The organism is Acidithiobacillus sp. IBUN Pt1247-S3 (genome assembly GCF_041146875.1).
GTDB lineage: Bacteria > Pseudomonadota > Gammaproteobacteria > Acidithiobacillales > Acidithiobacillaceae > Igneacidithiobacillus.
On sequence record NZ_JBFRXP010000016.1, the window covers coordinates 1 to 18,148 of the forward strand.

Sequence of the window (18,148 nt, forward strand, 5' to 3'; positions counted from 1 at the left end):
AACCAGCCGCGTCTCAGCAACTGACTCTGTTGTAGTGGAGCGTTTTAAAATCGCTATTCGCAATATCAATGAGTTATAAAATTAACTGTCGAACTCGGGGGCCCAGGCTCCAGCGCCCTCGGGGTGATGATTACCCCCACATATACCGACGGTGACTTCTTCGCGCGTGATGAACTATCTTATGTGCGTTTAACGAACTATACGACTGGCTTTGGTGCCGACAACCGCCCCGACCAAATCCGCGACATCCTCGAAACCGGTTTCTGGTTTTAAGCTATCCTCGTAGTTGTTTTGGTGCCAACCTAGCGTTGGCACCTTTTTTTATGGCATCGCGCGCACAATTTCCGTAATTACGGCATCGAGCCCTTCCCCCGTTTTGAGGTTGGTAAAAACAAAAGGGCGCTCGCCACGCATACGGCGCGTGTCGCGCTCCATCACTTCCAGGCTTGCGCCAACATAGGGGGCAAGGTCGATTTTGTTGATGACCAAGAGGTCAGAGCGTGTGATTCCCGGGCCACCCTTGCGCGGTATTTTATCCCCGGCAGCCACGTCAATCACGTAAATACTCATGTCCACCAACTCCGGGCTAAACATTGCGGCTAGGTTATCGCCACCACTCTCGACAAATAACAGCTGCACCAAAGGAAAGCGGATCTCAAGATCCTCTAGCGCCGCCAAGTTCATCGAGGCGTCTTCCCGAATGGCCGTATGCGGGCAGCCACCCGTTTCCACACCAATAATGCGGTCAGCAGACAACGCCTGTGCGCGTTGCAGAAACTCCGCGTCTTCGCGCGTGTAGATATCGTTGGTGACCACGGCGAGTTCATATTGCCCACGCATACGCTTGCACAAGGCTTCGAGTAACGCGGTCTTTCCAGAACCCACTGGGCCAGCGATCCCTACCCGTAGCGCTTCCATAAGTCTCCTCTCTTAGCTTCGATACAAGCGACTATACAAACTCTCATGCTGCATGCTGGCTATTGCCAAGCCACTGTTCCAAGCAAACAGATCCTCATCCCTAGCGGACGTAGCAAACTCTACTACCTGCTCGATGGAGTCCTGTAACTCCCAGAGTACTGTTTGCCCTGCGCTTTGCCCGAGAGGCATCAACCGGACTCCCGCCACGATTAAATTCGCCAACCAGGAATGCATATAGGTAAATATCGCCTCAACAATGGGCAGTTCGGCGACAACAGCAAACAGCGCAAATACCGATGCGTATTGGCTCGGAGCGTATTGCACAGGGAGGGCATCGGGTCCGGCCAGTTCCCGCAGAAGACGCCATAAAGCTCGCGCCATGTGCCGATTTTGTAGAGCTAGCTCTTCGCTCTCGCGGCTTGCCGCCAACCACGCATCCCAATATTCGAGCGAATTTGCTTGTTTCTGCATAGCAGCATGCAAGAGACGATGGAGTATCGCGGCTTCCACGCGGATGGGCCCGCAGTGCAGGTGCTGTTCCAGCCAGCTCCGCAAATCCGGTGCGGCTTGCAAGTGCCCCTGCTGAACCAAAGTTTCCAGTCCCTCAGAGTAGGAGAACGCCCCAACCGGCAGATTTGCGCTCCCCAGTTGCAGGAGACGGCCCAGGGCTCGCAAGTCAGGCATGTGCATGACTGTGCGCGCGATAGGCACCGGGGTCAGGCACAAATGGGGCAATTTCCTCCACACAATCCACCCCACCCAGGTGTTCTATGAGATGGGCAAGAACGTGATCGGGTTTGATGCGCAGGTAGTCTGGTGCCAACTCCATGGCCACATGACGATTGCCCAGATGATACGCCGCACGCAGCAAGGCAAACGGGTCGGCCGCGCGCAGGGTATAGACTGACTCTGCCTGTACCTGCACCACCGCAATCGCCTCACCCTCTTGCGTACAGAGAACCTCAGTAGGGATGAGGACGCTGCCGCGCGGTAGCTGGAGGGTTAATTCGCGGCCATCGGCTAGAGAAATCCGTTGCCGTGCCTTTTCTCGCTCCTCCGCGCGCAAATATAGGGTCGGTAGCCGATCAAACTCTTGCGCTTCCGCCAGTGGTCGCTTGTGGGTGATGAGAATCGTCATAGTCAAAACAGAAAGTAGCGTTGCGCCAGCGGCAGTTCGCTGGCCGGGTCGCAGATCAAAAGCTGACCATCAGCATGTACGGCATAGGTCTGTGGATCTACGTCGATAACGGGGAGATAGCTATTATTGATCATGTCTTTTTTGCCAATCTGGCGGGTATTAGTCACGGGCAAGACTTGCCGTTGCAATCCCAAGCTGCGCGCGATCTCCCGCTCCCAAGCATGTTGCGAGACGAAGGTAAGGGAGGTCTGCCAGCGCGCAGCTCCATACGCCGCAAACATCGGTCTACCATACACCGGCTGCGGGGTGGGGATGCTCGCATTGGCGTCGCCCATTTGCGCCCAGGCAATCATCCCGCCTTTGAGGACCAGATCAGGCTTTACCCCGAAGAAGGCGGGCTTCCATAAGACGAGGTCGGCCAGTTTTCCTGGCTCCACCGAACCAATGTGTTGCGCCATGCCGTGCGTGATTGCGGGATTGATAGTGTATTTTGCGATATAGCGCTGGGCGCGGAAGTTATCCTGTGTGGCGGAATCCTCCGGCAACGCCCCCCGCTGTACCTTCATTTTGTGCGCCGTTTGCCAGGTGCGCAGAATCACCTCACCTACCCGACCCATGGCTTGCGAATCTGAAGCCATCATTGAGATGGCACCCAGATCCTGCAGAATATCCTCGGCGGCAATGGTCTCCTGGCGAATACGGGATTCGGCAAAGGCCAGATCCTCGGCAATCCCGGAATCGAGATGGTGGCAAACCATCAGCATATCCAGGTGCTCTTCCACGGTATTGACAGTGAACGGGCGCGTCGGGTTGGTGGATGAGGGCAGCACGTTTTTTTCGCCACAGAGCTTGATAATGTCGGGTGCATGGCCACCGCCCGCGCCTTCGGTGTGGTAACTATGGATTGCCCGCCCATGAAAGGCGTCGATGGTATTTTCCACAAAGCCGGCTTCGTTCAGGGTATCGCTATGAATGGCCACCTGCACGTCGTAGGCGTCGGCGACCGAAAGACAACAGTCGATCGCGGCGGGGGTCGTACCCCAATCTTCATGCAGCTTGAGGCCAATCGCACCGGCTTCGATCTGCTCCTGCAGCGCCTCGGGTCGAGCCGAATTGCCTTTGCCCAAAAAACCGAGATTCATCGGAAACGCCTCGGCACTGCGCAGCATCTGCTGCAGGTACCACGGGCCGGGCGTACAGGTAGTTGCATTGGTGCCGGCCGCTGGCCCGGTGCCGCCACCAATCATGGTGGTAACGCCGGAGGCGAGAGCCGTTTCGATCAGCTGCGGGCAGATGAAATGAATATGCGAGTCGATCCCACCCGCAGTCAGGATCATGCCTTCACCGGCAATAATCTCGGTTCCTGGCCCAATAATGATGTCTACTCCCGCCTGTGTGTAAGGGTTTCCCGCCTTGCCGATAGCCGCGATCCGCCCCTCTCGCACCCCCACGTCTGCTTTGACGATGCCCCACCAGTCCAGAATAACCGCATTGGTAATAACCAAGTCCATGGCACCCAGGGCCTGGGTCAGCGGTGACTGGCCCATACCATCGCGAATGACTTTACCACCGCCAAACTTTACTTCCTCCCCGTAGCGCGTGTAGTCCCGCTCTACCGCGATCCACAGTTCCGTATCCGCGAGGCGGATGCGATCCCCAGTAGTGGGTCCATAGTGTTCTGCGTAGCCCCGCCGATCAATCTGCGCCATACCTGTGCCCCTTATGTTCCTGCGTCCAAGGGGCCTTGTATCTGCCCCTGAAACCCATACACCTTGCGCTCGCCCGCGAGGGGAATCAGCGTCACTTCGCGCGCATCACCCGGCTCAAAACGCACCGCCGTGCCCGCCGCAATATCCAGGCGCATGCCATGTGCGCGGCTGCGCTCAAACTGCAGCGCCGCATTCACCTCATAGAAGTGGTAGTGCGAACCGACCTGAATGGGTCGATCACCGGTGTTGATTATCGTAATCCGAGTGGTTTTGGCACCAGCGTTCAACTCGATGACGCCAGCCTGCGTCTGGATCTCACCAGGTATCATCTGCTCTGCCCCCCTTAGCGAATCGGTTGATGGACAGTGACGAGCTTTGTGCCGTCGGGGAAGGTTGCCTCAACTTGTACTTCGCTTACCATTTCGGCAACACCTTCCATCACCTCCTCTCGCCCAAGAATTTGGCAACCTTCACTCATCAGGACACTGACGGACTTGCCATCTCGAGCGCCCTCCAGGATCGCGGCAGAAATGTAGGCCACAGCCTCCGGATAGTTGAGCTTCAAGCCCCGGGCCTTGCGCCGTTCGGCGACCAGTGCCGCGGTAAAAATCAGGAGCTTGTCGCGTTCTTGCGGACTGAGATTCATGGATATTCCTTACGTATTCCAAACCCGGGGTAGGCAGAGCGGACGTTGGCGCAGCTCTGTACGAAGCATACCCCATAGTGCCACAAAACGCTGCCGGGCCTCGGCGCTGGAGTGCCCAAGATAGCGGGCAACGAGCCCCTCACCTTGGGCAACGCGGCCCACGGCCCATTTTAGGTCATCCGCGGGGGCCACCGCCGCTCTGCACATCTGCAGCACTTCCTCCGAGATCGCGTCGCCTATCCACGCGAAGGTTGCCAAAACGGGATATCCACAAAGCCCAAAGTGAGACTGCAACAGCGTTGTACCACCGGCCAGCTCCTGACGATCAATCCACAAGGGGCTTCCATCGCGCCATATTTCTGTAGCTGCGCGCCAGTGACCATGCAGAAATTGCTCGCCTGCCCCGCTGCGTCCAAAGCGCCAGATATCCCAACCCGTCCAGGTCGCCTGTTCTGCTAAGTCCACGCGCAAGGAGCTCTGCATGCGCGCCCCATCGAAGAGGATACTTTCCTGCGGTACCCACTCCAGATGCGCGCCTTGCTCCATCCGAATCTGCACCCGTTGCGCTGCCTGCTGCGAACTGCTGTAAAATTTACCCGCGCCGGGGGTAGTCAGGAGCACCGCAGCCCCAGGCCCAAGATGTACGTCAATACCCACTTGGTCACCTTTGGCAAAGCCACCTGGGGGATGCAAAATCACGCCGTGGCACACCGCCGGCCCTTCGGGATACAACACCTTTTGGAAGGCCAGAGGCATGCTTGCCCACTGCCGGCGCAGACGAGTCAACGAACCCACATGATCAAACGATAGGGATAGATTCCCTTCCCATTGCTCCCGCCAATCCCGCGCCGCCGTCACGATACTCCGTTCTCCTCCACCGTCTCAAAAATAAAAGTACCCTGATGCTGATGACGACGCCAGCGCAGATACAGCACATAGCCGATGCCGAGAACGAGAAACACTAGCACTGTTTTATCGATTCCGGGCGCAATGTACTGGGGTCCAAAATAGAGGAATAGCACTTCGACACTTGCTAAACTGAGGACCACAAAAATCGATGCGAGAAACAATCCCAGATGTCGATGACGAGACAACTGCCGATATTGGTGTTGCACCACATGATGATGCCCACGCGACAAAAAATAGGCCATATTTACACCATCAAGCAGAAACTCTGCGACCAGAAAAAATCCCGCAGCACTGAGAACGAGATTGAACAGTGAGCGCGTGCTGGGGAAAAAGAGTTGCGTCATCACGATCAACATCGACAAAGCAATGGGGACCAAGATTGCCCAGCGCGGTGCTTGGGCGCGATTGAGTAGCGTAAAAGAGTCCGGCATGATCCGGTCCCGCCCCATGGCAAAAAGCGCACGCGAGAGGATGAAGGTCGTCAACCACAAACTCCCGGCCGTAGACGCAATCACAGCAACGCGCATCCACGGCACAAATGTCGGAGCTACCTGTGCCGTCCACAAGCCCAAACTATCGCTGCTTTGTTGCAATCCAGCCAGGGGTACTTGATGGAGGAGCAGCGGCCAGATCAACAAATAATAAGCAACGACGCTGCAGGCACCCACCACCCCGCCCCAACCGGGAGTATGCCTTGGTTTATGGGATTCTTCCGCGGCATAGGTGTCGATCTCCCAACCATCAACAATGGTCGCCGCGACTACCATACACACCACTACGCCTGCCCAATGGATATGCAAAAAAGAAAACTTTCCCGTCCCTGCTACTGCAGGCCCCCAATGGCCATACCCTAGCACTGCCATAAACAAAACAGAAATCACCTCAATGAAGAGGAAGATCTGCGTAATACGCGCAGTAATTGCCGCGCCCTGCAACAGAACCCAGGCCGCAAATAGCGCCCAGAAACCAGCTAGTAGCAGGCTATTGAACGATGTCGAGGGAGCTCCCAAGGCAGCGAGAGTAAATTGTGCCGCTGGCAACAAAATTGGTGGAATCGACCAAAAATACGCCATAAGAACAATCCACGCCTGAAAATTGGAGTAATTTCGCCCCAAAATCCGTCGCGACCAGTGATACGAACCTCCGGCATTGGGGAAGTGTTGATTCAAGGAAAGAAAAATCCAGGAACACAAAACGAACGGAATCGCGATCATGAGGATCGCAATCGGCACATCCACCCCAGCAGCCTGGGCCATTGCTGGCCCAGCCGCTGCAACGCTAAAGATAGGCGCAACACTGGAAATCGAGAGGCTAGAGAGGTCGTTGAAGTGCAAGACCTGCCGTAATTCCCGAACCTTCGTCAACTTCATGAAAAGCCTCGGATGATTTTCTTGTGCGAGCCCAGCTTTCCATGCGCGACTACCGTACCCAGCACATCGACAATTGCGCGCAGTGCCATCAACGAAGTGATATCCGACACGTCATATGGGGGGGAGACCTCAACGACCTCCATTCCGCAGATACCTTCCTTTGCAACAAGCTGCAGTAGCCGAAGGATTTCACGCGGCAAGAAGCCTCCCGGCTCCGGCCAGCCAGTACCGGGAACGAATCCGGCATCCACACAATCGATATCAAAGGAGAGATATACCGCATCAGCATCCTTCCACGCCATCTCCAGTGCAATCTCCGCGGTTTTCTCAAATCCCAACTGATCAACATCGTTCATAGTCAAGATTGTGGTGTTCCGCTTGCGCGCCTCTTGTACGGCATCCCGGGGTACCTGCCAGCCACCAATTCCGATTTGCACCAGATTACTCGCAGGTACGTTTGGCAGATTGGTTGCATGGAACCAAGGGGTAGTATGCATTCTCTCGTCGAGGTCTTTCTCTTGGATATCAGCATGTCGATCAAAGTGAATGATGCCAATCTTCTTATCTGTTTGACTAGCAATACCGCGGACGGTGGCAAATCCAATCGAGTGATCCCCACCTAGGATAATTGGCATCGCCCCGCTAGCAAAAACATGCGCTACACCTTTGCTAATTTGGTCAAACGATTTTTCCAGATTCGCTGGAATAGTGAAAATATCGCCAGCATCACAAAGCGACATCTGCTCTCTGAGATCAACTCCGATCTCGTAATTGTAGGGGGTATACAGCGCAGAGATTTTCCGGATGCCCTGCGGGCCGAAGCGTGTTCCGGGCCGATACGTCGTCCCCCCGTCAAAAGGGACACCGAGCACTGCGACATCATATTTTCCTACGTCCTTGATGTCTTCAATATAGGGCGCCTTCATAAAGGTATTGATACCAGCAAAATGTGGCAGCTCTCCCCGTGCAAACGTTGGAATACTGCGATCTTCTATGCTATCAGCCCCTTGCAGACCGAGCTCGAGTGCACGCGCCTTCTCCTCCTCCCACTTGGTAGTCGGCAGCTTCTCTTCTTTGTGCATCGCCTTCCAGCCATCCAGTTTCATCTTGTCGAAACTCGGGTGATGGTTACGCTTGAACTTGTTTCCAGAAAACACATCTCGATTTTTCATTTTCGACTCCTTCTGAAACTACTCCAAAGAATGGCTCTGCCTAGCTTTATTGCGAGCCAGATTCCGCCAAAAGTTTTTCCTCATCAATCTGGTGCGAAGTAGCGCGGATTCGATCGCGAAGGACGGAAATTGCGTCACAAACGACAGGATCAGTCTCATCAGCAAGACCAAATCTGTCCCTCGGTACTCCAGAAAGTTCAACCGTAGAATCGATTCGTCCGGGATTCGGAGACAAGACGACCACACGATCCGAAAGTAAAACTGCCTCACGAACGTCGTGGGTAACCATAATGACACTCATCTCCTCAATCGCCAGTACACGCCCAACGACTTTATATGAGTTCTCTTTTATTTGGGTGTCCAGTGCGGAAAATGGTTCATCCAATAACAGTAACTTTGGGTTTGACATCAATGCTCTCGCGATGCTCACGCGTTGTTGCATACCACCACTGATCTGCGAGGGATAAAGACTTTCCGATCCCTCCAACCCCATTAACGATAGCAGCGAGTTGGAGCGATACACTGCGCGCGCCACCTCCTCATTATTGGCCCAAAGGTTAACCCTTAGTCTGCGTGCGAAGCTAACGTTTTCCTTTACTGACAACCACGGGAAAAGTGCTGGTTTTTGAAATACATAGCATCTATCTTTGCTGGGATTGTCAAACTCAGCGTCTTCTAACTTCAGCTGACCAGAGCTTGGCTTGTCGAGACCGGCAATGATCCGCAGCAATGTAGACTTTCCGCAACCTGATGCGCCAACGATCGCCACTCTCTCCTGCTTCTTCATAGCAAAGTTGATTGCGTCGAGCACAAGGTGTCTATCTGATCCGCCTGGCCTCGGGAAACTCTTGGAGACACCAGCCACTTCTAGAAGTATTTCATTCATATCAGCGCTTCCAAGGGAATAGTAGTTTGGATATCAATCTAAACATCAGATCAAAAACCACGCCAAGAACTCCGATCACAAAGATGCCGGAAAATATTCTTGGTGTATCCATAAATTTTTGCGCTTGCATGATGGCAAATCCAAGTCCGCGATTTGCTGCAACCAGCTCTGCGACAACAAGATACGTCCACGCCCACCCCATGTTCACACGCAAAATATTAACAATATCCGGAGCTGCAGCGCGTATCACTCCCATGGAAACCACTTCAGACTGCCGTGCACCCATCGTGAACATTGCGTCCAAATACTCCTGCGGCACATTTCTAATTGCGTCTGCTACTAGTACGATAATTTGAAAGAACACGCCGATGAATATAATAGAAACCTTTGCCGAATCACCAATTCCTATCCACAACAATACCAAGGGAATAAAGGCAGACGCTGGCATGTAACGAAAAAAATCGTTTATAGCTTGCAACATTCCCTCAACTGGCTTGTACAGACCAATATATAAACCTATTGGTACTGCAATTATTGAGGCGTAAATGAATCCTAAAACAACTTGTTTAACAGAAATATATATATCTTCCATCAGGGTCCCAGACTCCCAATGGACCAGGGACTGCCAAACTCTCGCTGGGGAAGGCAGAAACAAGTGATTCACGACACCGGAGCTGACCACCAATTGCCAACCCGTAAGAGGGACCACGAAACCCAAAACAGATAGTATAACGTACAGCTTCCTGTCAATCGGTTTTCGTATGGATAGAAACATATTTTGGTCCCTCCAAACGTTTGAGCTTACCCGTTACTTGCTAGCGGCATTGACATAACTTGGGTCTATGAAGGACTCTGGTTCAGGAGTCTTGGTAATCGCTCCCACAGCCTTGAGAAACTTGCCAGTATCATCTGTTGATTTATACAAGGATACAGTCATGTTCTTATAGGCCCCATTCATAGAATAGTGATTTAGCTTTTCGCCAAATAGTCTCGTTCCGCTCAATGCGATTTCATACTCTTTTGGTGGAAGCTCGACATGTGGCGCCATAATCGCGGCGGCCTCTTTTGGGTGTTTATCAATGTACTTCACAGTCGCAAACCAAACCTTTGCCAAATTGACGAATTGCGTTGGATACTTCTTCAGAACGGAGTCCTGAACAGCAACGATGTCGGGAATGACGCCAGGTGCACTCGCACTGGAGAACAGAACATGCCCTGCCTTGCGGTTTTCGATCCGCTGAATCCAAGGGTTCCACACGCCAGCCGCCGAAACTCTCCCGGCCATGAGCGCTGCCGCCGCATCGGAGGTAGACATGTTGGTAAATTTCACATCACCAGGAGTCAAACCGTTCTTCTTCAACGCATATTCATCTAGATACTGCTCGATGGAATCCATCCGCACGGCGATCGTCTTGCCCTTAAGATCAGCGAAGCTTTTGATGGAGTTGTCTACCACCAGGGCATCGTTACCGGCGGAGTTGTCCGTCGTAAGAACGACCTTGATGGGCACCCCCTTCTCGATTGGTGCCATCGAGTCAATTAAGGCTTGACAGTTTGCATCGATCTTCCCAGCAGACAATGCCTCCACGGATGTTTCATAACTTGAGAACCAGACTAATTTGAAGTCTGCATGATATTTTTTGAAATAGCCGTTGTGCTCTGCCACATACCATGCAACCCAACCCGGCCAGTTACTGAGACCTAGTGTGATCTCTGGACTAGCATATGCCGGCGCACTACCCGCAAGAATGGCCGCAACCAAACCCAAACCCAGAAGCTTCCTCATTTATAAATCCTCCAAAATAAAAAGGGGAGATAGATTTCTCTACCTCCCGGGCTTTTATCCCTCCGTGATCTCCTCCCTATGGAGAAGCGAAGCTCTCGGACCAGACATCAACACGCATTGATCGGAACCCTAGCTCGACGAGATTCATGCAGATTTCATGCCATTGGTTGCGCTAAATGCACATGTGTCTCAGTAAATAAGGTGGCAGGGCGCTTCGGAAATCCTCTGACATCCCAGTCTGATATGATCTGAGCCAAGGCCTTTTCCTTGCGTTGCAACTCCCGCCATCGGTCCAGAATTCGCCGCTGGCTCTCGCGCGTGGCCTGATGGTCACTGCAATCCCGTTCCTCCGCCCTCACCGGAGCTTGCTCGCAGTCCAGTCGCTACGCCTGCACTGGCTCGGGGTACTACAACCCGCGCGCGCGACAATAATCCGCCAACTCTGTGGCATCTATGCGTGACGTCTCGACGACCGCCGCAGAACGATCCCACACCGACCAGGACACAGCATCCCACCTCCCCTACACCCCCCAGATACTCCCACTCTAGATCAACAGGGGATGACAGATAGTCTGACAGAAGGGCATCCCTGGCTTCTATCACCACTTGGTACGGCGATGAGGTATATTGCACCAACGAAAAGCGCAACGCACTTAAATCGCGCACAAATGCTCGCATTAGGTGCAAAATTGGAACACTATCGCGCGCCAAGCTCCAATTTTATGGAGACCAGCGATCGTAGGCCAGATATTCTGCCCACCTGTTTGCGACCAACTCGCCTCCGGTAATGCCGGTGTGGGTAATCACGTTAGCATGAAAATTGCTGCATCTTTAATCTATTATTAGTTATAACTAGAGTCAGAGGGCAATTCATGTCTGGTACAATTTTTCGCCACGACGATGGCCTTTGGCCCAATACGGTTGCTTTACTTTATGCCGTCGTCGGGTATGGCACAGGCCTCACCTTGATCGTTTCTCACCTTTGGTGGTTGAACATTATGGGTATCATGCTGCTGGCTCACGCCCTAGTGATCGCTGCGTACCTTTTGCATGAATTTGCGCATGGCACTGTATTCAAGAGCAACCGAGCCAACCAACGCGGTGGCGAGGTGATGAGCTGGCTAACCGGAGTGGCATATGCCAGCTTCGTCGATTTGCGCCGCAAGCACATGCGTCATCATATCGACCGCGCGGACGTGGTGACGTTCGACTACAAGGCATTCCTGCGTAGCAGGCCGGCATGGGTCCGCCACGTCGTAACGGCGTTGGAGTGGGGCTACGTCCCGGCTATCGAGTTTTTGATGCGTGGCTACGTGATGCTGCTGCCCTTCATCAAACCAGAGCGCAGGGCTGGACGCGGCCGCATTCTGCTGGTGCTCACGCTGCGGATCGCCTTTTTCGCCCTGCTGGGCTGGGTTGCACCCAAGGCCCTGCTGCTGTATTTCGCGGCCTATGCGATCTTCGTCACGGTGCTGCGTTTCGCGGACGCTTACCAGCACACCTACGACGCCTTCGCCGTGCTGGTCTCGGGAGAGATTCCAAAAGACAAGGTGCGCGACCGCGATTACGAGCAGCACAACACCTATTCCAACCTGGTGTCCGTGGCGCATCCATGGCTGAACCTGCTATTGCTGAACTTCAGCTACCACAACGCGCACCACGAAAAACCCTCAGCGCCCTGGTACCGCCTGCCGGCGCTCGACCGCGCGCTTTTTGGCGACGATGACCGGCAAGTGTTGCCGATGCGCGACCTGCTCAAAGGTTTTCACCGCGATCGCGTGCAGCGCGTGCTGAGTGAAGACTACGGGGTCGTCACGGCCGGTGCACACAAGGCCGAAGGGTTTTATGGCGCGGTCGGCGTGTCCTTTCTGACCGCGGTGTGATGAAGGCATCGGCCCTGGATTGTTCCGGCCGGGCCGTGATGGTCACTGGCGCCGCAGGGGGGATTGGAGCGGCGATCGCCAGAGCGTTGTTCGGGCAACACCCGCAACAGGACACCGATCGGCACCGTTTGGTTGAACCCTGACCGCGATGTTATCAACACCATACCGGAATTATGAGAAACGTGAACGCACGGGGGACAGATAGCTTGACAATTACAATTAACGAACCGGCGCTACTGGTTATTGACATGCAACGCGACTTCCTGGAGCCGAAGGGTTATGCCGCGCAGGCAGGGCTCGATGTGAGCCTGCTGCGCACCGCGATTCCGGGCGTAAAGCAACTTCTGGATGCAGCACGGCGACATGACCTGCTGGTGATCCACACCCGCGAAGGCCATCGTTCGGACCTGTCCGATTGCCCGTTGAGCAAGATGATGCGTTCCGTGCGCGCGGGTGCCACTATCGGCAGCGAGGGTCCACTCGGGCGTCTGCTGGTGCGCGGCGAGTACGGCCACGATTTCGTCGATGAACTCGCGCCTGTCGAGGGCGAGATCGTGATCGACAAACCCGGCTACAGCGCTTTTCACCAGACCGATCTACAGCAGATCCTCGGCGTGCGCGAAATTCGCCAACTGATCCTCTGCGGCATCACCACCGAGGTATGTGTGCACTCCACCTTGCGCCAGGCCATCGATCTCGGCTACACCTGCTGGCTAGCAGGCGATGCCTGCGCTTCGGCCGACACACGAATGCACCAGGCAGCGCTGGACATGGTGGCGGTAGAAGGCGGCATTTTTGGCGAAGTGCGTACGAGCGCAGAACTGGCCTCAGCCATCAGCGCGGCAAGTCAGGAGGCAATATGACCCAGGTTCTCAAGCTGTGGCCCTTACTTACAGCCACTCACCGTTACGACAAATCCATCTCCACCCGCCATCGAGGGCAGGGCGAGATCATCGAGGCGCCGATCCTGGCCTACCTGATCGAAACACGCAACGGCCGCATCCTGTACGACGTGGGCTGCGACTATCGCAAGATCGAGAACCCCGCACTGCGTGACCACTACTACGACCCCGCGACCTTTGCCTTCGGCGCTCCGGAGATGCGCGAGGAGCAGCGTTTGCCGCACCATCTCGCCCGTCTCGGCCTCGCGGCAGCGGACGTGGACGTGGTGTTCGTCGGCCACCTGCACTTCGATCATGCGGGCGGGTTATGCGAGGTTTGTGGCTCGGACATCCATGTGCAGTATGAGGAACTGGAGGCAGCTCGCAGCGGCCAGGACCCGGCCTATTTCGCCGACGACTTCACCGGTAACTACAAATGGAAAGTGATGCGGGGCGAGTACGACGTAGCCCCGGGTGTACGCGCCATCTCCAGCCCGGGGCACACGGCAGGCCATATGTCGCTTTGGATCGAGTTGCCAAAGGGTGCGCCGGTCATCCTCTGTGGCGATGCAGCCGACCTACAGGAAAACCTGCGCGACGAAGTGGCGCCCGGCATCTGCTGGCACGACCGCGAGGATCAGGCGCTGGACAGCATCCGCAAACTCAAGTCCATCGCCGCACGCGAGAAGGCCGAGCTCTGGCCCAACCACGACATCGCCTTCTGGCGCACCCTGCGACAGTTCCCAGCATTTCATGTATGAGCACACTACTGTCCGGAGATTTCCGTAAATAAATTCAGTTGGTTAGTCATTCCCGGTTCCTCCGGATTGGATTTTGAATTTATAACCAATTGATTGATTGGTGTTTTCTCGAACAGGGTCAGACTCAAGATCTGTAGAATTGTGTAGAGAGAAGCCTCGGATTTCAGCCGTTTCTTGAGGATAGCGACGAGCACATAAACGGCGATAGCGATCCAGACCTGGGTTTTGACCGCGTTCTCCGAGGTGCCAAAAAATGCCTTGATCCGCAGATGCTGCTTGATCCATTTGAAAAAGAGTTCTACCTGCCAGCGACAGCGGTACAGTTCGGCGATGGTCAGGGCGGGGAGATCGAAATTGTTGGTGAGAAAAACGAGCAATTTGTCGTTCTTGGCATCGTAGAACTTCACCCGACGCAACTGAGGCGGGTATCCCTGGCTGGGTTTTGTCCCCGTCAACATGATGGTCTGGTCGCAACGCAGGCCAGTCGTTTTGTCGACGGGATGCGAATAGACGCGGCGATATTGAAGGTTGGATTTGGCGCGCGTCACAAAGAACGCTTGGGCAAGATGCAGGGCATGGAGCCGGGCGAAATCGATATAGCCCCGATCCCTGACGTAGAAGCTGCCGGCCTCGAAAGCGATCTGATCGAGGATGTTCACATCGTGGAGTTTGCCGTCCGACACCTGAATGAAAGTCGGGATGTTGCCCCGCAGATCGAGGAGTGTATGGAGCTTTACCGCGCCTTTGTGCTTGCGAAAACGTGCCCAGGGAAAGAGTGCGAGACACAAGTCGATCGTTGTTGAATCGAGCGCATAGACCGTTTGCGCCAACTCGATCCCGAAGCTGTCCTCGGCATAGAGCTTGCGCGCCGTCTGGATCAGTCGGAGGGAAAAATCCTGGTAGATGCGCCAGTCGCGATTCTCGTTGGCATCCGCCAAGGTGCTGCGAGCAATGCCGCCACGAATACCAAGATGATACAGCTTGGCGGAATGCGCGCGCAGGCAGGTCTCGATATCGCGCAAGCTCTCGCGGTAGGTTAGCTGGGCGAAGGCCATGCACAGAAACTGATCGAGGTGCGAGAAAGTGAGCGTCGGATAGCGACCGGGGTACTTGGCCACGCAGCGCCGGAAAGTGTGCAGCGGCAGATGATCCATCAGTTGGGCAAACACCAGCTTTCCCGTATGCATTGAACCACCCCTGGGAAAATCCAGCAGTTTGCAACACATCGAAATCGGTGACACCCATGGACATCTATTATCCCATCCCTTTCAATCCGTTAAAGCCGGATACCCCGGAAATCTCCGGACAGTAGTGGTATGAGCAGAAAAATCCTCGATACAGAATGAATGCCGTACCCGCGCACTATCAGGGAGTATGGAAGCGTGCCTTGCTGACCGCGCCCGGTCTGCATGATGACACCACCCTGGTGTTCTGGATGCAGACGACACGCTGGCACGCTGATCTCCGCATTCCCGCCAATCGCCCGGACTGCACGTCCTGCACCCGACTTGCCGACTGCAGCCGAACACAACTGCTCGGCCTGTTGCAGCAGGAAGGATTCGCCGGCATCACTACGGTACACGCCGAGACCTGCGAGTGGCAGCGTGAGTTCGACTACCACCCCAGAGGGCGGCTTGATCGTGGACGGATGCTGTTTTCGCAGTGCACCGAAGCCGTGGACGAATATGGCATCGACGCGGACTATGCCGAACGCTGGGAGCGCGATCCGGCGAGCGAACGCAAGGGACAGGTTGCCCACATCGCCGACAGCACGGGCACCGTGCGCTGGCTGCGCTCGGGCAAGCGCTTCATGCGCGTGCGCCCGCGGGCGCACGGGCTCAAGCAGACCGGGGATCTCTGGTCCCGTCACCACGCGCGCAAGGCCAGCATCGACGATTTGCGGCAACTCGCCGATTTCGAGATCTCCTACGGCCTTATCGCCGGCCCACAAGGTTGCATCCTGCACAGCACCCTGCCCTGGCTGGAGTGGCAGCACGTTGATCTGCCCACTCAGTGGTCGGACGATTGAGCCTCCGTTCCGCCCGATGTGACCTTGGATGGGCCACGCCGATTCAATACATCTTGTATGGCAGGAATTTGCCCGACATCACGATGTGCACGCGGTCGCCCTTGGGGTCGGGCTCGCGGGTGAGGTCCATGTTGAAGTCGATGGCGCTCATGATGCCGTCGCCGAATTCTTCGTGGATCAGTTCCTTGAATGTGGTGCCGTAGACGCTGACCAGTTCGTAGAAGCGGTAGATCAGCGGATCGGTGGGCACGGCAGTCGGCAGCGAACCCTTGTAGGGCACGCTCTGCAGCAGCTTGATCGCCATGTCGTCGAGCTCGAACAGCTTGCCGATGATCGTGGCCTGCCCGGCGGTGAAGGCCATCTGGCCGAGGCAGGCTGCGGTCGTCCACTCCTTGCTCTGGCCCACGGCCTGGGCCACCTCGGCCCAAGGGATGCCCTTGGCGATGCGAGTGGCGATAATGGTTTCGGTGACGTCGTTGCGGGTCATGGCGGAGTCTCCAGGTTCAAGGGGATGGATGATCGAGTACGCCGCGGTATCAGACCGTGGCCAGATAGGCCCGCCACCCGCCGAGTGCGGTGATGTCGCGCGCGCCGTCGAGGCCGGCGGGTTCGCAGACGAAGCCGCTGACGCTGCTGCCGTCTTCGAGCAGCACGCTGCCGATGTCCAGGGGCGCGGGGATAGCGGCGACGAAGCTGCCGAAGGCCGCGGCGGAGAGTTCCCACACTTCGCAGGCGATGGCGGCACCGCCCTCGGCCACGCGGATCAGACCGGGGCGCTTGCCATCGGCCAGGACGTAAGTTGCATGGCAGCGCGACCAGACGGGCACGACACGAAGCCAGTCAGCAGGTGTGGCATACGCACCGCCACTCCTCCCGAATGACCTGCCGGTCGGCGGCCACGCGGCGCAAAAGCCACTCACTTAAATTCTTGGTTTTCTTGGTTTTTCAAATGGCTGGTGAAGACTACTCACTCTCATCATAAACACGCCGCACGTATTCCTCAAAAAGCATATCGGCGCTGGAAACCTTGACCCTAGAAGACAATTTCCCTGTTTTTTTCATCAACCCATCAACAAGAGATACCGACTGATCATAACTAATGAAACCCGGAATTTTATCCTTTGTCATCATGTAATACATCTCTTTTATATTGGGATTTACAACTCCAGCGTATTGTTGTTCGGCTTGCTTGGGAGTAATACCCATATACTTAGAGATGATAAAGAATGCGCGTTTCGGATGCTGTTTGATATATTTTTCACCCTTAATCATCCCAGATATCAGCGCCATTGCTGCTGCTGGATTTTTCTTTATCCAGTCAGTTTGCGCGCACATATTGTCAGTGATTAAGCCTGGAGCTTCTCTAGATGAGAACAACACGTGATAGCCAGGGTGTTTAGTAACAACGCTTACATGTGGAGCCCATGTCACCCCGGCAAGGGCGTGACCTCCAAGCAATACCGCAGGAACTGCCGACGCTGGCGTATCTACCATTTTAACCTCATCCAAGGTCATCCCATCTTTGGAAAGCGCGTAAGACAATAATAGCTCGGAATAAGACGCCGTATTCAAGGGAATTGTGAGCCCCCTTAACGATGAAATTTTTGTTATTTCATTTTTAGCAACGATTGCATCAGCACCGTTTGAATAATCTATTGGAAAAAATATCTTTATTTTCTCGCCTTTGACATTATCCAAGATTACTTGATTCATACTTAGATCGGCTATATCTACGTCACCAGAGATAACCGCAGCATTAATTCCACTATCCATATGAATATATTTAACTTCATAGTCTCCATAATATTTCATTTTTGATGCGACAAAAAGAGGGGCATAACCTATCCATGAGTTCATTGCCAAGGTTATCTCGTGAGAACCGCCAGCCTCAGAAATAGTTGGGAACAAATACAATGCAGCACTCATAGATACAAGGACGACCAGTCTCATCAAATTTTTTCGTTTCGCAATCATAACATCTGCTCCATCTCAACCAAGCCCAATGATTATTTAGCAATTTACGTGCCAAGAATATAGGAGGAAAACACAAACCCCTGGTA

General features: G+C 54.7%; 20 protein-coding genes and 1 riboswitch. Of the genes, 4 read left to right on the forward strand and 16 right to left on the reverse strand.

Annotated features, from left to right (window positions below; translation table 11 throughout):
• Positions 1–321 precede the first annotated feature (321 nt).
• The 12 genes from ureG to AB4090_RS11175 form a co-directional block, all read right to left on the reverse strand.
• Positions 322–918, reverse strand: coding sequence for an urease accessory protein UreG (gene ureG / locus AB4090_RS11120; RefSeq protein WP_369573949.1), 597 nt, complete (start codon positions 916–918; stop codon positions 322–324).
• Positions 919–930: 12 nt separating this feature from the next.
• Positions 931–1,602: an urease accessory protein UreF gene (locus tag AB4090_RS11125; RefSeq protein WP_369573950.1), complete on the reverse strand. Its 672-nt coding sequence runs from the start codon at positions 1,600–1,602 to the stop codon at positions 931–933.
• Complete coding sequence (ureE, locus tag AB4090_RS11130; protein WP_369573951.1) at positions 1,595–2,056, reverse strand: urease accessory protein UreE; 462 nt, start codon at positions 2,054–2,056, stop codon at positions 1,595–1,597. The genes AB4090_RS11125 and ureE overlap by 8 nt, the downstream gene beginning before the upstream one ends.
• A gap of 2 nt (positions 2,057–2,058) precedes the next feature.
• Positions 2,059–3,765, reverse strand: coding sequence for an urease subunit alpha (gene ureC, locus AB4090_RS11135; protein WP_369573952.1), 1,707 nt, complete (start codon positions 3,763–3,765; stop codon positions 2,059–2,061).
• Positions 3,766–3,776: 11 nt separating this feature from the next.
• Positions 3,777–4,094 (reverse strand): urease subunit beta, encoded by a 318-nt coding sequence (locus tag AB4090_RS11140; RefSeq protein WP_369573953.1) that lies wholly within the window; start codon positions 4,092–4,094, stop codon positions 3,777–3,779.
• Between the two features lie 14 nt (positions 4,095–4,108).
• Positions 4,109–4,411 (reverse strand): urease subunit gamma, encoded by a 303-nt coding sequence (locus AB4090_RS11145; protein ID WP_369573954.1) that lies wholly within the window; start codon positions 4,409–4,411, stop codon positions 4,109–4,111.
• Positions 4,412–4,420: 9 nt separating this feature from the next.
• On the reverse strand, positions 4,421–5,269 hold the full coding sequence (locus AB4090_RS11150; protein WP_369573955.1) for an urease accessory protein UreD: 849 nt from the start codon (positions 5,267–5,269) through the stop codon (positions 4,421–4,423).
• On the reverse strand, positions 5,266–6,690 hold the full coding sequence (locus AB4090_RS11155; protein ID WP_369573956.1) for an APC family permease: 1,425 nt from the start codon (positions 6,688–6,690) through the stop codon (positions 5,266–5,268). The genes AB4090_RS11150 and AB4090_RS11155 overlap by 4 nt, the downstream gene beginning before the upstream one ends.
• Positions 6,687–7,862 carry an agmatinase family protein gene (locus tag AB4090_RS11160; RefSeq protein WP_369573957.1) on the reverse strand — a complete coding sequence of 392 codons (1,176 nt, stop codon included), beginning with the start codon at positions 7,860–7,862 and terminating at the stop codon, positions 6,687–6,689. Before AB4090_RS11160 ends, AB4090_RS11155 begins: the two co-directional genes overlap by 4 nt.
• Before the next feature lie 46 nt (positions 7,863–7,908).
• Entirely contained in the window at positions 7,909–8,748 is an 840-nt protein-coding gene (locus tag AB4090_RS11165) for an ABC transporter ATP-binding protein (protein ID WP_369573958.1), read from the reverse strand.
• 1 nt (position 8,749) lies between these two features.
• Positions 8,750–9,340: an ABC transporter permease gene (locus AB4090_RS11170; protein WP_369573959.1), complete on the reverse strand. Its 591-nt coding sequence runs from the start codon at positions 9,338–9,340 to the stop codon at positions 8,750–8,752.
• 216 nt (positions 9,341–9,556) lie between these two features.
• On the reverse strand, positions 9,557–10,534 hold the full coding sequence (locus AB4090_RS11175) for an ABC transporter substrate-binding protein (RefSeq protein WP_369573960.1): 978 nt from the start codon (positions 10,532–10,534) through the stop codon (positions 9,557–9,559).
• A 41-nt stretch (positions 10,535–10,575) separates the two neighbouring features.
• Positions 10,576–10,678, reverse strand: a riboswitch (guanidine-I (ykkC/yxkD leader).
• A 728-nt stretch (positions 10,679–11,406) separates the two neighbouring features.
• Between AB4090_RS11175 and AB4090_RS11180 the strand changes: the two genes are divergently transcribed.
• From AB4090_RS11180 to AB4090_RS11190, 3 genes are all read left to right on the forward strand, one after another.
• Positions 11,407–12,417 (forward strand): fatty acid desaturase, encoded by a 1,011-nt coding sequence (locus AB4090_RS11180; protein ID WP_369573961.1) that lies wholly within the window; start codon positions 11,407–11,409, stop codon positions 12,415–12,417.
• A gap of 206 nt (positions 12,418–12,623) precedes the next feature.
• Positions 12,624–13,280, forward strand: a complete 657-nt coding sequence (locus tag AB4090_RS11185) for a cysteine hydrolase family protein (RefSeq protein WP_369573962.1) — start codon at positions 12,624–12,626, stop codon at positions 13,278–13,280.
• Complete coding sequence (locus tag AB4090_RS11190) at positions 13,277–14,059, forward strand: N-acyl homoserine lactonase family protein (RefSeq protein WP_369573963.1); 783 nt, start codon at positions 13,277–13,279, stop codon at positions 14,057–14,059. Before AB4090_RS11185 ends, AB4090_RS11190 begins: the two co-directional genes overlap by 4 nt.
• A 5-nt stretch (positions 14,060–14,064) precedes the next feature.
• On the opposite strand, the gene AB4090_RS11195 is transcribed toward AB4090_RS11190, so the two are convergent.
• The gene (locus AB4090_RS11195) at positions 14,065–15,246 is read right to left on the reverse strand and encodes an IS4 family transposase (RefSeq protein WP_369573964.1); all 1,182 of its coding nucleotides are present in this window, start codon (positions 15,244–15,246) and stop codon (positions 14,065–14,067) included.
• A gap of 155 nt (positions 15,247–15,401) precedes the next feature.
• On the opposite strand from AB4090_RS11195, the gene AB4090_RS11200 reads away from it, so the two are divergent.
• Positions 15,402–16,088, forward strand: coding sequence for a hypothetical protein (locus AB4090_RS11200; RefSeq protein WP_369573965.1), 687 nt, complete (start codon positions 15,402–15,404; stop codon positions 16,086–16,088).
• Positions 16,089–16,131: 43 nt separating this feature from the next.
• Here AB4090_RS11200 and cynS read toward each other — a convergent pair whose 3' ends face one another.
• The 3 genes from cynS to AB4090_RS11215 all read right to left on the reverse strand — a co-directional run bounded on the left by cynS (position 16,132) and on the right by AB4090_RS11215 (position 18,062).
• Positions 16,132–16,575, reverse strand: coding sequence for a cyanase (cynS, locus tag AB4090_RS11205; protein ID WP_369573966.1), 444 nt, complete (start codon positions 16,573–16,575; stop codon positions 16,132–16,134).
• Positions 16,576–16,624: 49 nt separating this feature from the next.
• Positions 16,625–16,915, reverse strand: a complete 291-nt coding sequence (locus tag AB4090_RS11210) for a hypothetical protein (RefSeq protein WP_369573967.1) — start codon at positions 16,913–16,915, stop codon at positions 16,625–16,627.
• A gap of 136 nt (positions 16,916–17,051) precedes the next feature.
• Positions 17,052–18,062 (reverse strand): ABC transporter substrate-binding protein, encoded by a 1,011-nt coding sequence (locus tag AB4090_RS11215; RefSeq protein ID WP_369573968.1) that lies wholly within the window; start codon positions 18,060–18,062, stop codon positions 17,052–17,054.
• Positions 18,063–18,148: the final 86 nt, after the last annotated feature.

Excerpts from the sequence above, each read along its gene's own strand:
- cynS (WP_369573966.1), bottom strand. The coding sequence starts at position 16,575 with ATGACCCGCAACGACGTCACCGAAACCATTATCGCCACTCGCATCGCC.
- AB4090_RS11200 (WP_369573965.1), top strand. The coding sequence starts at position 15,402 with ATGAATGCCGTACCCGCGCACTATCAGGGAGTATGGAAGCGTGCCTTG.
- AB4090_RS11165 (WP_369573958.1), bottom strand. The coding sequence starts at position 8,748 with ATGAATGAAATACTTCTAGAAGTGGCTGGTGTCTCCAAGAGTTTCCCG.
- AB4090_RS11170 (WP_369573959.1), bottom strand. The coding sequence starts at position 9,340 with ATGGAAGATATATATATTTCTGTTAAACAAGTTGTTTTAGGATTCATT.
- AB4090_RS11140 (WP_369573953.1), bottom strand. The coding sequence starts at position 4,094 with ATGATACCTGGTGAGATCCAGACGCAGGCTGGCGTCATCGAGTTGAAC.
- ureG (WP_369573949.1), bottom strand. The coding sequence starts at position 918 with ATGGAAGCGCTACGGGTAGGGATCGCTGGCCCAGTGGGTTCTGGAAAG.
- AB4090_RS11175 (WP_369573960.1), bottom strand. The coding sequence starts at position 10,534 with ATGAGGAAGCTTCTGGGTTTGGGTTTGGTTGCGGCCATTCTTGCGGGT.
- AB4090_RS11155 (WP_369573956.1), bottom strand. The coding sequence starts at position 6,690 with ATGAAGTTGACGAAGGTTCGGGAATTACGGCAGGTCTTGCACTTCAAC.
- AB4090_RS11195 (WP_369573964.1), bottom strand. The coding sequence starts at position 15,246 with ATGCATACGGGAAAGCTGGTGTTTGCCCAACTGATGGATCATCTGCCG.
- AB4090_RS11180 (WP_369573961.1), top strand. The coding sequence starts at position 11,407 with ATGTCTGGTACAATTTTTCGCCACGACGATGGCCTTTGGCCCAATACG.
- AB4090_RS11160 (WP_369573957.1), bottom strand. The coding sequence starts at position 7,862 with ATGAAAAATCGAGATGTGTTTTCTGGAAACAAGTTCAAGCGTAACCAT.
- ureE (WP_369573951.1), bottom strand. The coding sequence starts at position 2,056 with ATGACGATTCTCATCACCCACAAGCGACCACTGGCGGAAGCGCAAGAG.
- ureC (WP_369573952.1), bottom strand. The coding sequence starts at position 3,765 with ATGGCGCAGATTGATCGGCGGGGCTACGCAGAACACTATGGACCCACT.
- AB4090_RS11215 (WP_369573968.1), bottom strand. The coding sequence starts at position 18,062 with ATGATTGCGAAACGAAAAAATTTGATGAGACTGGTCGTCCTTGTATCT.
- AB4090_RS11145 (WP_369573954.1), bottom strand. The coding sequence starts at position 4,411 with ATGAATCTCAGTCCGCAAGAACGCGACAAGCTCCTGATTTTTACCGCG.
- AB4090_RS11190 (WP_369573963.1), top strand. The coding sequence starts at position 13,277 with ATGACCCAGGTTCTCAAGCTGTGGCCCTTACTTACAGCCACTCACCGT.
- AB4090_RS11125 (WP_369573950.1), bottom strand. The coding sequence starts at position 1,602 with ATGCCTGACTTGCGAGCCCTGGGCCGTCTCCTGCAACTGGGGAGCGCA.